Source organism: Streptomyces sp. NPDC096105 (genome assembly GCF_044763335.1).
Lineage (GTDB): Bacteria > Actinomycetota > Actinomycetes > Streptomycetales > Streptomycetaceae > Streptomyces.
The window spans coordinates 109,690-126,275 of sequence record NZ_JBIWGC010000005.1 but is presented as its reverse complement, the minus strand read 5'-3'; the positions used below and the strand labels follow the sequence as shown (position 1 = coordinate 126,275).

The following is a 16,586-nucleotide window of genomic DNA, read 5'->3' as shown; positions in this document are numbered from 1 at the left end:
GGAGGGCCCGCCGACCACGGACGGCGGCCGGGACGACGGGTCAGGAGGGGCGCGCCATGGCCTTCACGAAGGCCCGTTCCACGTCGGCGGCGGACAGCACGCCGTAGATCTCGCCGGTCTCCTCGACCACCAGGTACTCGGTGGCGGGCGTCGCGCGCAGCGCGTCCAGCAGGTCTTCCCCGGCCAGTTCCGCGGAGACGCGCATGCCGTCGGTGAGGTCCTGGGCGAGCCCGCTGACCGGCACCCAGGGCCGCCGGTGCTCCGGGACGCCGACGATCGCGGCCTCGCGGACCAGGGAGATCGGCACGCCGTCGGGGTCGACCACGACCAGGGCGCGGGCGCCGGCCGCGTTGGCGCGGCGCAGGGCCTCGGAGAGCGGGGTGTCGGTCTCCACGGGGACCGCGCGGCGGGTGAGGGTGCGGGCCCGCAGCTCGGGCAGGTGCTCGCGCAGGCGTGCCATGCGCAGGCTGTTGCCGGCTCCGGTCCAGATGATCGCGGCCAGGATGGCGGCGAGCAGGGCGTCGAGGACGGTGTCCATGCCGACGTTGTCCACCGCGTCGGAGCCGAGCGCCCCGGACTGGGTGAGCAGCGGCAGGCCGATCAGCACGGAGACGGCGAGGGCGCGGCCCACCCAGGCGGCGGCGACCGTGCCGGTCATGGGCCTGCCGGTGATCGCCCAGACGACCGCGCGCAGCATCCGGCCGCCGTCCAGCGGCAGGCCGGGCAGCAGGTTGAAGACGGCCACGATGAGGTTGGACACCATCAGGCCGGCCAGCAGCACACCGGCGACGCTGCTGGGGTCGACGACGAGCAGTCCGAGGTAGAACAGCCCGGCCAGCACCAGGGAGAGCAGGGGGCCGACGAACGCCAGTACGAACTCTCTGCCGGGTGTCTCGGCCTCCTTCTCGATCTCGGAGACGCCGCCGAAGAACTGGAGCTGGATGCGGCGCACCGGGAGCTTGAAGCGCAGGGCGGCGAGGGTGTGGGCGAGCTCGTGCACCAGCACGGAGGCGTAGAAGGCCACCGCGAAGAACAGGGAGACCAGATAGCTGGCCGCGCCCAGCTCGGGCAGGATGCGGTCGATCTGGCCGCCGAACACCCAGGTGATCAGGATCGCCACGAGGAACCAGCTGGGCGCCACGTACACGGGCACGCCGAAGGGGCGGCCCATCAGCAGCCCGCCGCGCCGCCGCTCCTCGGGGCGCTGCGGGGCGGGGCCCTTGCCGGTGCCGGAGTGGGCGAACGGCCGGTCGGCGTGCTCCGGCTGCGGCCCGGCCCCGCCGGACGCGGTGCCGTGAGGGTCCTCGCCCCGCGGCCCCTCGGAGCCGGACGCGGCGTTCGCGGCGTCCTGTCCGCCGTCGCCCTCGGCCGGCGGGGCCGAGCCGCCCGTGACGTCGGGGTCGGCGGGGGCCGCCGAGGCCGGGGCGGGCTCACCGGTGCCGTGGGCGCCGCCGGGGGCCGGGGCCTCGGACCCCGTGTGCTCGGCCGACTCGTCGTTGCCGGGCCGCGGCCGTCCGCGCCCGCCGCTTACGTCCACCGGTGTCCCCTCGTTCGCTGCGTCTCCCGCGCCTGCCGGACGGGAGGGTCCTGGGTCGATGGTATGCGGCGTCCGCCGCCCTTTCCGCCCCGCACCCCTGTCCCTACCCCCTCGTTCCCCTCCCTCCCCACCCTCCTCCCCGGTTCCTTCCCACCCTCCTCCCCGGTTCCTTCCCGCCCTCCTCCTCCGCCTTTGTCCACAGGGTCGCTGTGTTGTCGGCGCCGGGCCGTAAGGTCTGGGGTCATGGAGACGAGCACCAAGGGCGCGACGCGGCCCGACATCAGCCCCGCCGTGTCCGGGGAGGCAGCGGACACCGCCGTGGTGGCCGGGCCCCCCGCCGCGCCGCCCGCCTCGCTGTCGCCGTCCCGTGCGAGTGACTTCATGCAGTGCCCGCTGCTGTACCGGTTCCGGGTGATCGACCGGCTGCCGGAGAAGCCGAGCGAGGCGGCGACCCGGGGCACGCTGGTGCACGCGGTGCTGGAGCGGCTGTTCGACGCCCCGGCCGCCGACCGCACCGTGCCGCGCGCGAAGTCGCTGGTCCCCGGCCAGTGGGACCGGCTGCGCGAGAGCCGGCCGGAGGTCGCGGAGCTGTTCGCGGACGACCCGGAGGGCGAGCGGCTGGCCCGTTGGCTCACGGAGGCGGAGGCGCTGGTCGAGCGGTGGTTCACGCTGGAGGACCCGAGCCGGCTCGAGCCCGCCGAGCGGGAGCTGTTCGTGGAGGCGGAGCTCGACTCCGGGCTGCGGCTGCGCGGGATCATCGACCGGGTGGACGTGGCGCCCACCGGCGAGGTGCGGATCGTCGACTACAAGACGGGCAAGGCGCCCCGCCCGGAGTACGCGGAGGGCGCGCTGTTCCAGATGAAGTTCTACGCCCTCGTGGTGTGGCGGCTGAGGAAGGTCGTCCCGCGCCGCCTCCAGCTGGTGTACCTGGGCAGCGGGGACGTGCTGACGTACGACCCGGTGCCCGCCGATCTGGAGCGGGTGGAGCGCAAGCTGCTCGCGCTGTGGGAGGCGATCCGGCGGGCGACCGAGACGGGCGACTGGCGGCCGCGCCCGACGAAGCTCTGCGGCTGGTGCGACCACCAGGCACATTGTCCGGAGTTCGGCGGCACTCCCCCGCCGTACCCCCTGCCCTTGAGGGCGCCTGAGTCCGGCGGGGCCGAGCAGGGCAGAATGGGGCCGGACTAGCGAAGGAGACTTACGTGGCCATCCGCGTCCTACTGGTCGACGACCAGCCGCTGCTGCGCACCGGATTCCGGATGATCCTGGAGGCCGAACAGGACCTCGCGGTCGTCGGCGAGGCAGGGGACGGCCTCCAGGCCCTGGACCAGGTGCGGGCGCTGCAGCCCGACGTGGTGCTGATGGACATCCGCATGCCGCGGATGGACGGGGTGGAGGCCACCCGCCAGATCACCGGCCCGGAGCGGAACGGCCCGGCGAAGGTGCTGGTGCTGACCACGTTCGATCTCGACGAGTACGTGGTGGAGGCGCTGAAGGCGGGAGCCAGCGGCTTCCTGCTGAAGGACGCCCCGGCCAACGAGCTGGTACAGGCGATCCGTGTGGTGGCCGCCGGTGAGGCGATGCTCGCGCCGAGCATCACGCGCCGGCTGCTGGACAAGTACGCCACGCACCTGCCGTCCGGCGAGGAGCCGGTGCCGGACACGCTGCACACGCTGACCGACCGCGAGGTCGAGGTGCTGAAGCTGGTGGCGCGCGGGCTGTCCAACGCGGAGATCGCCGCCGACCTGTTCGTCAGCGAGACCACCGTGAAGACACATGTCGGTCATGTGCTGACCAAGCTGGGACTGCGCGACCGCGTGCAGGCCGCGGTGTACGCGTACGAGAGCGGGCTGGTGCGCCCCGGCGCGCAGTAGCTCACGAGAGCGCACACGACGTGGGGGTGCCCTCCCGGCCGGGAGGGCACCCCCACGTCGTGTGCGGGGCGGCTGGATCCGTCAGCCGCTGACGCCGCGTCCGAGCTCCCACAGCTGGAGCGTGGAGGAGGAGTTGAGCGCGTAGGCGGTGCCGGTGATGTTGTCACGGGCGGCGAGGTACTGCTTGCCCTGCCACAGCGGCAGTACGGGGACCTCGTCGGCGACGATGTTCTGGATCCTCGTGAAGCTCTCCGAGGCGTTGAGGCGGTCGGCCTGGCGGCGCGACTCGGGGATCAGCTCCTTGCGGATCTCGGTGTTGACGTAGGGCGAGTTGAGGAAGTTGTCCTCGGCGAGGAAGGGCGCGACGAAGGCGTCGGCGTCCGGGTAGTCCGGGAACCAGCCCATGCCGTAGACGTCGTACTTGCCCTTCTGCCCGGCCGGCCGGAACTTGTTCCAGGAGGTGCCCTGGATGTCCGTCTCGAACAGGCCGCTGTCGTTGAGCTGCTTGCTGAGCTGCTCGAACTCGGCCTTGGTGGCCGGACCGTAGTGGTCGGTCGTGTAGTGCAGCGTGAGCTTCACCGGCGTGTCGACGCCGGCATCCTCGAGCAGCTCGCGGGCCTTGGCGACGTCCGGGTCGCCGTACGTGTTGAAGAAGGCGTTGGAGTGGCCGGTGACGCCGGCGGGCACCAGCGAGAACAGCGGCTCGGCCTGGCTGCCGTAGACCTTGGCGACGAGCTCGTCGCGGTTGATCAGCTGGGCCATCGCCTGGCGGACGGCCTTGTCCTTCACCGACTCGGCCTTGGTGTTGAAGGCCAGGTAGCGGATCTCCAGACCCGGGGACTCCACCAGCTCGACCTCGCCGTCGGTGGCGTTGGCCAGCTTCTGGATCTGCTCCGGCGACATGCTGCGGGTCATGACGTCGATCTCGCCGTCGTCCAGCGCGTCGCCCATGGCGTCGGCGCTGTCGTAGTTGACCAGCTCGACCTTGTCGTTGTTGACCTGGAGCGCGCCCTTGTACGAGGGGTTCTTGGTGAAGGTGGCGCGGACCAGGGTGCCGTCCTTGACCTCGCTCTCCATCGTGTACGGGCCGGAGCCGTCGATGTCGAAGCCCTCGCGCAGCTTGTCCCGGGCGTAGTCGTCCTTGCTGACGATGCCCGCGACCGGGGTGGACAGCTTGTACGGGAAGGTGGCGTCGGCCGCCTTGAGGTGGAAGATCACCTCGCGGTCGCCCTGCGTCTCGACGGTGTCGATGGTGGACAGCAGCGCGAAGACACCGCTGTCGCCCTTGAGGGAGAGGGCGCGCTCGATGGAGTACTTCACGTCCTGCGCGGTGATCGGGTCGCCGTTGGAGAACTTCAGGCCCTCGCGCAGGGTGCAGGTGTACCGCTCGTTGCCGGCGTCGGTGAAGCCGCACGACTCGGCGGCCTCGGGAACCGGCTCGCCGTCGCCGCGGGGCTGGACCATGAGGGTCTGGACGGTCTGCCGCAGGATGTTCCAGGTGCCGACGTCGTAGGCCCAGGCGGGGTCGAGGGGAGCGAGTCCCTCTTCCTCGGAGGCGGTGAACCGGTCGGTGGTGCCCACGACGATCGCATCGCCGCCGCCGCTCCCGCTCTCGCTGTCACCACAGGCGGCGAGCACCGGCGCGAGCAGTCCCATTGCGGCCGCCAGCACCAAAGTCTTGCGGTTCATGCTCGAGTTTCTCCAGGACGTTGTCGGCTCCGTGTCATCCGCGGGCAGGGGTCACCAGGGCGGAGGGCAAGGAGGGGTGTGGTTCTCGCGACGACATTAGTCCGCGTCCGCGGGGGCGTTCGCGGCGCCCGGAGCCGGGGCCTCATCACGCAGTGGAACCAGGTGTGAACGGACCGACAGAGATGGCCGGGGAAGGATTGGTGCAGCTTCTCACCAACCGGGACACATGGGCGCGCCGGTGATCTCCTGAATCGGGCGGGATGCACGCCCGGACATCGTTGTCGGCACGTGAAGCCGTGATCAAGATCACATGTGAAAAGGGGTCCGGCGGCTCTGCGGAATCGGCCGCCGGCGGCCGGAACGCGGGCGCGCGGCTCGGACGGAACGGCCCCTGGACGGAGCGCCGCGCATGCCGGTTCCGGCGGCGGTGCACACCGCGTGAGCGGCTAGCGCAGGTCCGTCATCAGACCGCGCAGGAACGGCAGGTCCACCACGTCGAGCGAGGGGACGATCGTGCGCCGGGCGGCCGGGGTGATCGGGCCCACGGACGGCACCGCGACGACCTGGCAGCCGGCGGCCTCGGCGGCGGTGACGCCGGTGACCGTGTCCTCGACGGCCGCGCAGCGCACGGGATCGGCGCCGAGCCCGGCGGCCGCCGCGAGGTAGGGGTCGGGGTGCGGCTTGGTGCGCGGCACCTCGTCGCCGGCGACGGACAGGGCGAAGTGCTCGGGGCCCAGGACGGGCAGCACCCGGTCGATGATGCGCCGGTGGGAGGCGGAGACGAGCGCCGTCGGGATCTCGTGCTCGGCCAGCTCGGCGAGCAGGCGCGCGGCCCCCGGCATCAGCGGCAGGTTGTGGTCGATGCGGCTCTCGAAGGCGTCGTTGAGCAGCACCGTGAGTTCGTCGAGGCCGATGTCGGCCCCGGTCGCCTCGATGAGGAACCCCGCGCTGCGGGTCATGGGGCCGCCGACCACGATGTGGCGCCAGGCGTCGTCGAGGGTGTGTCCGAGGGAGGCGAAGACCTCCGTCTCGACGTCCCACCAGAAGCCCTCGGTGTCCACCAGGGTGCCGTCCATGTCGAGGAGCACGGCCTGGAGGGCCGAGCCTTCGGCCGTACGGGTTCCGAGCGCGGGGACCGTACTGGTCATCCACATACCTCCTATAGGGACGATCAGGCCGGTTCCCACGAGGGGAACCGGCCTGCAATGGACCGACCAGTGTACGTCGTGCGCGCCGGAAGTGCCTGATGCGACCGCCGGAGCCGGCGGCCGGACCGCTCAGCGGGCGTTGAAGTACTTCGCCTCCGGGTGGTGGATCACGATGGCGTCCGTGGACTGCTCGGGGTGGAGCTGGAACTCCTCGGAGAGCTGGACGCCGATGCGTTTCGGCTGGAGCAGGTCCGCGATCTTGGCGCGGTCCTCCAGGTCGGGGCAGGCGCCGTAGCCGAGGGAGAAGCGGGCGCCCCGGTACTTCAGGGCGAACATGTCCTCCATGGCGGCGGGGTCCTCGCCGGCGAAGCCGAGCTCGGAGCGGACGCGGGCGTGCCAGTACTCGGCGAGGGCTTCGGCGAGCTGGACGGACAGGCCGTGGAGTTCGAGGTAGTCGCGGTAGGCGTCGGCCTCGAACAGCCGGGCGGTCTCCTCGCCGATGCGGGAGCCGACGGTGACGACCTGGAAGCCGACGACGTCCTTCTCGCCGGACTCCTCCGGGCGGAAGAAGTCGGCCAGGCACAGCCGGCGGCCGCGGCGCTGGCGGGGGAAGGTGAAGCGGGTGCGCTCGTTGCCCTCCTCGTCCAGGACGATCAGGTCGTCGTCCTTGGAGACGCAGGGGAAGTAGCCGTAGACCACGGCCGCCTCCAGCAGGTTCTCCGTCTGGAGCCGGTCCAGCAGACCGCGCAGTCGCGGCCGGCCCTCGGTCTCCACCAGCTCCTCGTAGGTGGGGCCCTCACCGGTGCGCGCCTGCTTCAGACCCCACTGGCCCTTGAACAGCGCGCCCTCGTCGAGCCAGGACGCGTACTCCTTGAGCTGGATGCCCTTGATCACACGGGTGCCCCAGAACGGCGGCTCCGGGACCGGGTTGTCGGTGGCCACGTCGGAGCGCACGCTGCCCTGTTCGGGCCGCTCGTCGATCTCGACGGCGGCCGCGCGGACCCGGCGCTGCCTCAGCTCGGGCAGCTTCGCGCCGGGCACGCCGCGCTTGATGCCGATGAGGGCGTCCATCAGGCGCAGGCCCTCGAAGGCGTCGCGGGCGTAGCGGACCTCGCCCTGGTAGATCTCGTGCAGGTCCTGCTCGACGTAGGCGCGGGTGAGGGCGGCGCCGCCCAGGATGACCGGGTAGTCGGCGGCCAGACCCCGCTGGTTGAGCTCCTCCAGGTTCTCCTTCATGATCACCGTGGACTTCACCAGCAGACCCGACATGCCGATCACGTCGGCCTTGTGCTCGTCGGCGGCCTCCAGGATCGCGGAGACGGGCTGCTTGATGCCGAGGTTGACGACGTTGTAGCCGTTGTTCGACAGGATGATGTCGACCAGGTTCTTGCCGATGTCGTGGACGTCGCCGCGCACCGTGGCCAGCACGATCGTGCCCTTGCCGGCCTCGTCGGTCTTCTCCATGTGCGGCTCGAGGTGGGCGACCGCGTTCTTCATGACCTCGGCGGACTGGAGCACGAACGGCAGCTGCATCTGCCCGGAGCCGAACAGCTCGCCGACCACCTTCATGCCGTCCAGCAGGGTGTCGTTGACGATGTCGAGGGCCTTGCGCGTCTGCAGCGCCTCGTCGAGATCGGCCTCCAGACCGTTGCGTTCGCCGTCGATGATGCGGCGCTTGAGACGCTCGTCCAGCGGCAGCGCGGCCAGCTCCTCGGCCTTGCCCGCCTTGAGCGACTTCGCCGTCGCGCCCTCGAAGAGCTGCATGAGCTTCTGCAGCGGGTCGTAGCCCTCACGGCGGCGGTCGTAGATCAGGTCGAGGGCGGTCCGCACCTCTTCCTCACTGAACCGGGCGATGGGGAGGATCTTGCTCGCGTGCACGATCGCCGAGTCCAGGCCCGCCTTCACGCACTCGTCGAGGAAGACGGAGTTCAGCAGGATGCGGGCGGCCGGGTTCAGACCGAAGGAGATGTTCGACAGACCGAGGGTGGTCTGCACGTCCGGGTGGCGGCGCTTCAGCTCGCGGATGCCCTCGATCGTGGCCATGCCGTCCTTGCGGGACTCCTCCTGCCCCGTGCAGATCGTGAACGTCAGGCAGTCGACGAGGATGTCCTCCTCGTGAATGCCCCAGTTCCCGGTCAGGTCCGCGATCAGGCGTTCAGCGATCTCGACCTTCTTCTCCGCCGTGCGCGCCTGCCCCTCCTCGTCGATCGTCAGCGCGATCAGCGCCGCGCCGTGCTCCCGCGCCAGCTCGGTCACCCGCGCGAAGCGGGACTCGGGACCGTCGCCGTCCTCGTAGTTCACCGAGTTGATCACCGCACGGCCGCCGAGCTTCTCCAGGCCCGCCCGGATCACGTCCACCTCGGTGGAGTCCAGCACGATCGGCAGCGTGGAGGCGGTCGCGAACCGGCCCGCCAGCTCCTCCATGTCGGCCACGCCGTCCCGGCCGACGTAGTCCACGCACAGGTCGAGCATGTGCGCGCCCTCGCGGATCTGGTCCCGGGCCATCTCCACGCAGTCGTCCCAGCGGCCCTCCAGCATGGCCTCACGGAACTTCTTCGACCCGTTGGCGTTCGTCCGCTCACCGATCGCCAGGTAGGAGGTGTCCTGACGGAACGGCACCGACTGGTACAGCGACGCCGCACCCGGCTCGGGACGGGGGTCGCGCTCCGCGGGGGCCAGGTCCCGCACGCGCTCCACCAGCTGCCGCAGGTGCTCAGGGGTGGTGCCGCAGCAGCCGCCCACCAGCGACAGCCCGTACTCCTGCACGAACGTCTCCTGCGCGTCCGCCAGCTCGGGCGCCGCCAGCGGGTAGTGGGCGCCGTCCTTGGTCAGCTCGGGCAGGCCCGCGTTCGGCATGCACGACAGCGGGACGCGGGAGTGCCGGGCGAGGTAGCGCAGGTGCTCGCTCATCTCGGCGGGGCCGGTCGCGCAGTTCAGGCCGACCATGTCGATGCCGAGCGGCTCCAGCGCGGTCAGGGCCGCGCCGATCTCGGAGCCGAGCAGCATCGTGCCGGTGGTCTCCACCGTGACCGACACGATCAGCGGGACCTCGAGGCCGACGGCCTTCATGGCGCGGCGGGCGGCGATGACGGAGGCCTTGGTCTGCAGCAGGTCCTGGGTGGTCTCCACCAGCAGCGCGTCGGCGCCGCCGGCGAGCAGGCCCTCGGCGTTCTGCTGGTAGGCGTCGCGGATGGCGGCGAAGGTGGTGTGGCCGAGGGTGGGCAGCTTGGTGCCCGGACCCATGGAGCCCAGCACCCAGCGCGGCCGGCCGTCGCGGCCGGTGAACTCGTCCGCCGTCTCGCGGGCGATGCGGGCGCCCGCCTCGGACAGCTCGAGGACGCGCTCGGGGATGTCGTACTCGCCCAAAGCGGTGAGGTTGGCGCCGAACGTGTTGGTCTCCACGCAGTCCACGCCCGCGCCGAAGTACTCGGAATGGACCGACCGGACGATGTCGGGGCGGGTCAGGTTCAGGATCTCGTTGCAGCCCTCGAGGTTCTGGAAGTCCTCGAGAGTCGGGTCCTGGGCCTGGAGCATGGTGCCCATCGCTCCGTCGGCGACCACCACACGGGTGGCCAGGGCCTCACGGAGCGCGGACACGCGGGTCCGGCTGTCGGCGGAAGGGGTCAGCGGCGACGAGGCCATGAAAGGGGCTCCCTCAGGTGCGACGGCTGTCGGCTTTGCGGCTGCCCGGAAAAGCCACCTGTTCGAGCTTCCCCGGCAGGGCGCACGCCGTCAGGGTATCCGGGACCGCTCCCTGGCGTCGGGGGCGTCCACGGGCCGGACGAAGATGGCCGGAGGGCGACGGTCGGGGCGGGGAGAACCCGGCCGATCTTGACCGACCATTAGCGAGAGGTCGGCATCGACCGGTAGTGTTCGGCATTGCCGAACAGCGGCAGCGACGTCGCGAGTCGGCGCTCGTAGGGGACGGAGGCAGTACGGCGATGGCACGGAACATCCAGTCGCTCGAACGGGCGGCAGCGATGCTGCGCCTGCTCGCGGGCGGCGAGCGACGGCTCGGCCTCTCGGACATCGCCTCCTCGCTGGGCCTGGCCAAGGGCACCGCCCACGGCATCCTGCGCACCCTCCAGCAGGAGGGGTTCGTCGAGCAGGACGAGGCGTCCGGCCGCTACCAGCTGGGGGCCGAGCTGCTGCGCCTGGGCACCACCTACCTGGACGTCCACGAGCTGCGGGCCCGCGCCCTGGTGTGGACGGACGACCTGGCCCGCTCCAGCGGCGAGAGCGTCTACCTCGGGGTGCTGCACCAGCAGGGCGTGCTCATCGTGCACCACGTCTTCCGGCCCGACGACAGCCGGCAGGTGCTGGAGATCGGCGCGATGCAGCCGCTGCACTCCACGGCCCTCGGCAAGGTCCTGTCTGCCTACGACCCGGTCGCGCACAGCGAGGCCCTGGAGGCCGACCGCAAGGCGTTCACCGACCGCACGGTGTGCGACGTCGGCGCCTTCGAGCAGATCCTCGACCTCACCCGCGCGCGGGGTTACGCCGCGGACGTGGAGGAGACCTGGGAGGGCGTGGCCTCGCTCGCCGCGCCCATCCACGACCGGCGGCGCATGCCGGTCGGGGCGGTCGGCATCACGGGGGCGGTGGAGCGGCTGCGCAAGGACGGTGAGCTGCGGCCCGAGCTGATCGCGGCGGTGCGGGACTGCGCCCGCGCGGTGTCGCGGGACCTGGGCGCCGGACGCTTCTGAGCGGGCGGGCGCGCACCGGACACGGAACCGCACAGCACCCGGACGCCCCGCGGGCGGGCCGGGGCACAGGCATGCGCGCGGACAGGGACACACCGCCACCGGTCCGCCCCGGCCGCCCCGGCGATCAGTAACGATCGCATTTTCGGCAACCCAGACTCTTGACGCATCTCCGGTGCCGGGCAAGACTCCCGTCCATCGGTCGGCATTGTCGAACACCTACCGGCAATACGCGCTAGAGTGGGACAACGCCAAGGGCCGGCAACGCTCTCACCCCTGAGGGCGCCCATCCCCGGAGGGACCCGGGGGTCGGCACCCTGGACGAAGGACAAAGGAGTCGCGGGTGTCCAGCTCCGACATCTTCATCGGCGAGACCATAGGGACCGCCATACTCATCCTGCTCGGCGGCGGTGTGTGCGCCGCCGTGACGCTCAAGGCCTCCAAGGCCCGTAACGCCGGCTGGCTCGCCATCGCCTTCGGCTGGGGCTTCGCCGTCATGACGGCGGTCTACATATCGGGCCCGCTCTCCGGCGCCCACCTGAATCCGGCCGTGACCCTGGCGCTCGCCATCAAGGACGGCGCGTGGGCGGACGTCCCGAACTACTTCGCCGCGCAGATGCTCGGCGCGATGATCGGCGCCACGCTGGTGTGGCTCGCCTACTACGGCCAGTTCCAGGCCCACCTCACCGACAAGGAGATCGTCGGCGGGCCGGGCGCCCAGACGACCGCCGCCAAGGCCGTCGAGGCCCAGGAGAAGGGCGCGGGCCCGGTGCTCGGCGTCTTCTCCACCGGCCCGGAGATCCGTCACACGGTGCAGAACCTCACCACGGAGATCATCGGCACCTTCGTGCTGCTGCTCGCCATCCTCACCCAGGGCCTGAACGACGCGGGCGACGGCCTCGGCGTGCTCGGCGGCCTGATCACGGCGCTCGTGGTGGTCTCGATCGGCCTGTCGCTGGGCGGCCCGACCGGTTACGCCATCAACCCCGCCCGCGACCTCGGCCCCCGTATCGTCCACGCCCTGCTGCCGCTGCCCAACAAGGGCGGCTCCGACTGGTCGTACGCCTGGGTCCCGGTGGCCGGTCCGCTGATCGGCGGCGCCCTCGCGGCCGGCGTCTACAACATCGCCTTCGCATAGGTGACCCAATCGCCTTTCCCCGCGATCGTTGTAGAAGCGCCGTACTCCCTGCCCCGTAACCAAGGAACTCCCAGGAGCACACCGTGACCGACGCCCACACCGCCGGCCCGTTCATCGCCGCCATCGACCAGGGCACCACCTCCTCCCGCTGCATCGTCTTCGACCGCGACGGGCGCATCGTCTCCGTCGACCAGAAGGAGCACGAGCAGATCTTCCCCAAGCCCGGCTGGGTGGAGCACGACGCCACCGAGATCTGGGCCAACGTCCAGGAGGTGGTCGCCGGCGCCGTCGCCAAGGCCGGCATCACCCGGGACGACATCAAGGCCATCGGCATCACCAACCAGCGCGAGACCACCGTGCTGTGGGACAGGAACACCGGCGAGCCCGTCCACAACGCCATCGTCTGGCAGGACACCCGCACCGACGCCCTGTGCAAGGAACTCGGCCGCAACGTCGGCCAGGACCGCTTCCGCCGCGAGACCGGCCTGCCCCTGGCCTCCTACTTCGCCGGTCCCAAGGCGCGCTGGCTGCTCGACAACGTCGAGGGGCTGAAGGAGCGCGCGGAGGCGGGCGACATTCTTTTCGGCACCATGGACACATGGGTCATCTGGAACCTCACGGGCGGAGTGGACGGCGGCCGGCACGTCACCGACGTGACCAATGCCTCCCGCACCATGCTGATGAACCTGCACACCATGCAGTGGGACCAGCGGATCGCCGAGTCGATCGGCGTCCCGACCCCGATGCTGCCGGAGATCCGCTCCTCCGCCGAGGTGTACGGCGAGATCAAGGGCGGCAAGCTGGGCGAGTTGCTCGGCGGCATCCCGGTGGCCTCCGCCCTGGGCGACCAGCAGGCGGCGCTGTTCGGCCAGACCTGCTTCGCCGAGGGCGAGACCAAGTCGACGTACGGCACCGGCACCTTCATGGTGATGAACACCGGCGACAAGCTCATCAACTCCTACAGCGGCCTGCTGACCACGGTCGGCTACCAGATCGGCGACCAGAAGCCGGTCTACGCCCTGGAGGGCTCGATCGCCGTCACCGGTTCGCTGGTGCAGTGGATGCGCGACCAGATGGGCCTGATCTCCACCGCCGCCGAGATCGAGACCCTGGCGCTGTCCGTCGAGGACAACGGCGGCGCCTACTTCGTGCCGGCCTTCTCCGGCCTGTTCGCCCCGTACTGGCGCTCCGACGCACGCGGTGTGATCGCCGGCCTCACCCGGTACGTGACCAAGGCGCACCTCGCGCGCGCCGTCCTGGAGGCCACCGCCTGGCAGACGCGGGAGATCGCCGACGCCATGACGAAGGACTCCGGCGTGGAGCTCACCGCCCTCAAGGTCGACGGCGGCATGACCTCCAACAACCTGCTGATGCAGACCCTCGCCGACTTCGTGGACGCCCCCGTGGTGCGCCCGATGGTCGCCGAGACCACCTGCCTCGGCGCCGCCTACGCCGCCGGCCTGGCCGTCGGCTTCTGGAACAGCACCGACGACCTGCGCGCCAACTGGCGGCGGGCCGCCGAGTGGACCCCCCGCATGGACGCGGACACCCGCGACCGTGAGTACAAGAGCTGGCTCAAGGCCGTCGAGCGGACCATGGGCTGGCTCGAGGACGAGGAGTAGAACCGCCATGACCACCCAAGCCACCCAGCAGTCCGTGCCTGCCCTGGGGACGCACCCGGCGTCCGGCCCGAACCCGAGCCGCGCCGAGACCCGGGAGCAGCTCTCCAAGGCGTCGTACGACCTTCTCGTCATCGGCGGCGGCATCCTGGGCATCTCCACCGCCTGGCACGCCGCGCAGTCCGGTCTCAGGGTGGCTCTGGTGGACGCCGGCGACTTCGCCGGGGCCACCTCCTCCGCCTCGTCCAAGCTGCTCCACGGCGGTCTGCGCTACCTGCAGACCGGTGCGGTGAAGCTGGTGGCGGAGAACCACTTCGAGCGCCGTGCGGTCTCCCGCCAGGTGGCCCCCCACCTGGCGAACCCGCTCACGTTCTACCTCCCCGTGTACAAGGGCGGGCCGCACGGCGCGGCGAAGCTCGGGGCCGGCGTGTTCGCCTACTCGGCGCTGTCGGCCTTCGGTGACGGCGTCGGCCACCTGCTGTCGCCGGCGAAGGCCGCGCAGGACGTGCCGGAGCTGCGCACCGAGAACCTGAAGGCCGTGGCCGTGTACGGCGACGACCAGATGAACGACGCGCGCATGGCGCTGATGACGGTCCGCGCGGCGGCCGATTCGGGCGCGGTCGTCCTCAACCACGCCGAGGTGACGGGCCTGCGCTTCACCAAGGGCCGGGTCACCGGCGCCGAGCTGCGCGACCGGCTCTCCGGCGAGGAGTTCGGCGTCAACGCCCGGCTGGTGCTGAACGCCACCGGCCCGTGGGTGGACCACCTGCGGCGCATGGAGGACCCGGACGCCGCCCCGTCGATCCGGCTGTCGAAGGGCGCGCACCTGGTCCTGAAGCGGACCTCCCCGTGGAAGGCGGCGCTGGCCACGCCGATCGACAAGTACCGGATCACCTTCGCCCTCCCCTGGGAGGACATGCTGCTGCTCGGCACCACCGACGAGGAGTACGAGGGCGACCCGGCGGACGTCGCGGTCGACGAGAAGGACGTCGCGCAGATACTCGACGAGGCCGCGTTCTCCATCCGCGACCAGCAGCTCGACCGCGACCTGATCACGTACTCCTTCGCCGGTCTGCGGGTGCTGCCGGGCGGCCCCGGCGACACGGCCAAGGCCAAGCGGGAGACGGTGGTCACCGAGGGCCGGGGCGGGATGCTGTCCGTCGCCGGCGGCAAGTGGACCACGTTCCGCCACATCGGCCGCACGGTGATGCGCAAGCTGCAGGAGCTGCCCGGCCACCCGCTGGGCGAGGACTTCGAGCCGGTCGGCGCGCTGCCGAAGAAGGTGCCGCTGCCGGGCGTGGCCAACCCGCGTGCCGTCGCCCACCGCCTGCTGGTGGACGGCCCGGCACCCGGTCCGCGCATGGCGGCGGACACCGCCCGGCACCTGGCCACCCACTACGGGTCGCTGGCGTTCGACATCGCCCGGCTGGCGAACGAGGACCCGGCGCTGGCCCGCCGGATCCACCCGGACGCCCCGGAGATCTGGGCGCAGGTCGTGTGGGCCCGGGACCACGAGTGGGCCGAGACGGTGGACGACGTGCTGCGCCGCCGGACCACGCTGACGATCCGCGGCCTGGCCACGGACGAGGTCCGGGCGGACGTGCAGGAGCTGCTCGGCAAGAAGTGACCGTGCCCGCGCCGGCTCAGCCCGCGTGAGGCGAGGGGGGGGCGGTCCCGCGTCGGCGGGGCCGCCCCTCGCCGCGTTCCGCGGTCCGCCGTACGGGTGTTTCCCGGGGCGGTGCGGGGCAGTGATGGGGCACTCCCCTTGTACGGGGAGCTGCGGGCGCCCCCGTGGGCACGCCGTAAGGTTGGTGCGTACATGAGGGCACGTCGGAAGGAGGCGCTGGGTGATCGAGCTCGAGGGGGTTCCCGAGCTGATCGACCCGGTCATGGTGGCCGCGTTCGAGGGCTGGAACGACGCCGGTGACGCCGCCTCCACCGCGGTCGCGCATCTGGACAGGGAGTGGAAGGGCGAGGTGTTCGCGGCGCTCGACGCCGAGGACTACTACGACTTCCAGGTCAACCGCCCCACGGTGTTCATGGAGAACGGCGTGCGGAAGATCACCTGGCCGACGACGCGGCTGTCGGTGGTGCGGGTGGGCGGCGAGAAACCGCGCGACCTGGTACTGGTGCGCGGCATCGAACCGTCCATGCGCTGGCGCTCGTTCTGCAACGAGATCCTCGGCTTCGCGCACGAGCTGGGCGTGGAGCTGGTGGTGGTGCTGGGCGCGCTGCTCGGTGACACCCCGCACACCCGTCCGGTCCCGATCAGCGGGACCACGTCCGACCCGGACCTGGCCCGCCGCATGGATCTCGAGGAGACCAAGTACGAGGGGCCGACGGGCATCGTCGGCATCCTCCAGGAGGCGTGCACGCACGCGGGCGTCCCCGCGGTGTCGCTGTGGGCGGCGGTCCCGCACTACGTGTCGCAGCCGCCCAACCCGAAGGCCACGCTGGCCCTGTTGAACCGGCTCGAGGACCTGATCGACGTGCGGATCCCGCTGGGCGAGCTGCCCGAGGACGCGCGTGCCTGGCAGGTGGGCGTGGACCAGCTGGCCGCGGAGGACAGCGAGGTCGCCGAGTACGTGCAGACGCTGGAGGAGGCACGGGACACCGCCGAGCTGCCGGAGGCGTCCGGCGAGGCCATCGCCCGCGAGTTCGAGCGGTATCTGCGGCGTCGTGACGGTGCGTCGGGTCCGCCCGGCGGACACGCCACCGCCGAGGGTCCGGACGGGCCGCCCTACCGGCGCGACGGGCCGGGCGGCCGGTCCCGTCCGCCGAAGCCGCCCCGGCAGGAGACCGACACCGATCAGGACGGCGACGAGTCGTCGGAGGACTGACGGCCGGCACGAAGGGGGCGCCCCGGGACGGGGCGCCC

General features: G+C 71.5%; 11 protein-coding genes. 7 read left to right on the top strand and 4 right to left on the bottom strand.

Annotated features, from left to right (window positions below; translation table 11 throughout):
* Positions 1 to 40: 40 nt before the first annotated feature.
* A complete protein-coding gene (locus tag ACIQ8B_RS10595) occupies positions 41 to 1,537 on the bottom strand; it encodes a site-2 protease family protein (protein WP_403546456.1) in 1,497 nt (498 codons plus the stop codon).
* Positions 1,538 to 1,780: 243 nt separating this feature from the next.
* Between ACIQ8B_RS10595 and ACIQ8B_RS10590 the strand changes: the two genes are divergently transcribed.
* Positions 1,781 to 2,725, top strand: a complete 945-nt coding sequence (locus ACIQ8B_RS10590; protein WP_403546455.1) for a RecB family exonuclease — start codon at positions 1,781 to 1,783, stop codon at positions 2,723 to 2,725.
* A 14-nt stretch (positions 2,726 to 2,739) separates the two neighbouring features.
* Entirely contained in the window at positions 2,740 to 3,411 is a 672-nt protein-coding gene (locus ACIQ8B_RS10585; RefSeq protein WP_024885186.1) for a response regulator transcription factor, read from the top strand.
* Positions 3,412 to 3,492: 81 nt separating this feature from the next.
* Here ACIQ8B_RS10585 and ACIQ8B_RS10580 read toward each other — a convergent pair whose 3' ends face one another.
* The 3 genes from ACIQ8B_RS10580 to metH all read right to left on the bottom strand — a co-directional run bounded on the left by ACIQ8B_RS10580 (position 3,493) and on the right by metH (position 9,890).
* Entirely contained in the window at positions 3,493 to 5,100 is a 1,608-nt protein-coding gene (locus ACIQ8B_RS10580) for an ABC transporter substrate-binding protein (protein WP_290008373.1), read from the bottom strand.
* Between the two features lie 446 nt (positions 5,101 to 5,546).
* Entirely contained in the window at positions 5,547 to 6,248 is a 702-nt protein-coding gene (locus ACIQ8B_RS10575) for an HAD family hydrolase (RefSeq protein WP_403546454.1), read from the bottom strand.
* Positions 6,249 to 6,377: 129 nt separating this feature from the next.
* A complete protein-coding gene (gene metH / locus ACIQ8B_RS10570) occupies positions 6,378 to 9,890 on the bottom strand; it encodes a methionine synthase (protein ID WP_403546453.1) in 3,513 nt (1,170 codons plus the stop codon).
* A gap of 299 nt (positions 9,891 to 10,189) precedes the next feature.
* Between metH and ACIQ8B_RS10565 the strand changes: the two genes are divergently transcribed.
* The 5 genes from ACIQ8B_RS10565 to ACIQ8B_RS10545 all read left to right on the top strand — a co-directional run bounded on the left by ACIQ8B_RS10565 (position 10,190) and on the right by ACIQ8B_RS10545 (position 16,548).
* Positions 10,190 to 10,954 carry an IclR family transcriptional regulator gene (locus tag ACIQ8B_RS10565; protein ID WP_106414990.1) on the top strand — a complete coding sequence of 255 codons (765 nt, stop codon included), beginning with the start codon at positions 10,190 to 10,192 and terminating at the stop codon, positions 10,952 to 10,954.
* Positions 10,955 to 11,294: 340 nt separating this feature from the next.
* Positions 11,295 to 12,089, top strand: coding sequence for an MIP/aquaporin family protein (locus ACIQ8B_RS10560; RefSeq protein WP_290008366.1), 795 nt, complete (start codon positions 11,295 to 11,297; stop codon positions 12,087 to 12,089).
* Positions 12,090 to 12,172: 83 nt separating this feature from the next.
* Entirely contained in the window at positions 12,173 to 13,711 is a 1,539-nt protein-coding gene (gene glpK, locus ACIQ8B_RS10555) for a glycerol kinase GlpK (protein WP_106414988.1), read from the top strand.
* A gap of 7 nt (positions 13,712 to 13,718) precedes the next feature.
* Positions 13,719 to 15,335 carry a glycerol-3-phosphate dehydrogenase/oxidase gene (locus ACIQ8B_RS10550; RefSeq protein ID WP_106414987.1) on the top strand — a complete coding sequence of 539 codons (1,617 nt, stop codon included), beginning with the start codon at positions 13,719 to 13,721 and terminating at the stop codon, positions 15,333 to 15,335.
* A 220-nt stretch (positions 15,336 to 15,555) separates the two neighbouring features.
* Positions 15,556 to 16,548 (top strand): PAC2 family protein, encoded by a 993-nt coding sequence (locus ACIQ8B_RS10545; protein WP_106414986.1) that lies wholly within the window; start codon positions 15,556 to 15,558, stop codon positions 16,546 to 16,548.
* The last annotated feature ends 38 nt before the right edge of the window (positions 16,549 to 16,586 follow it).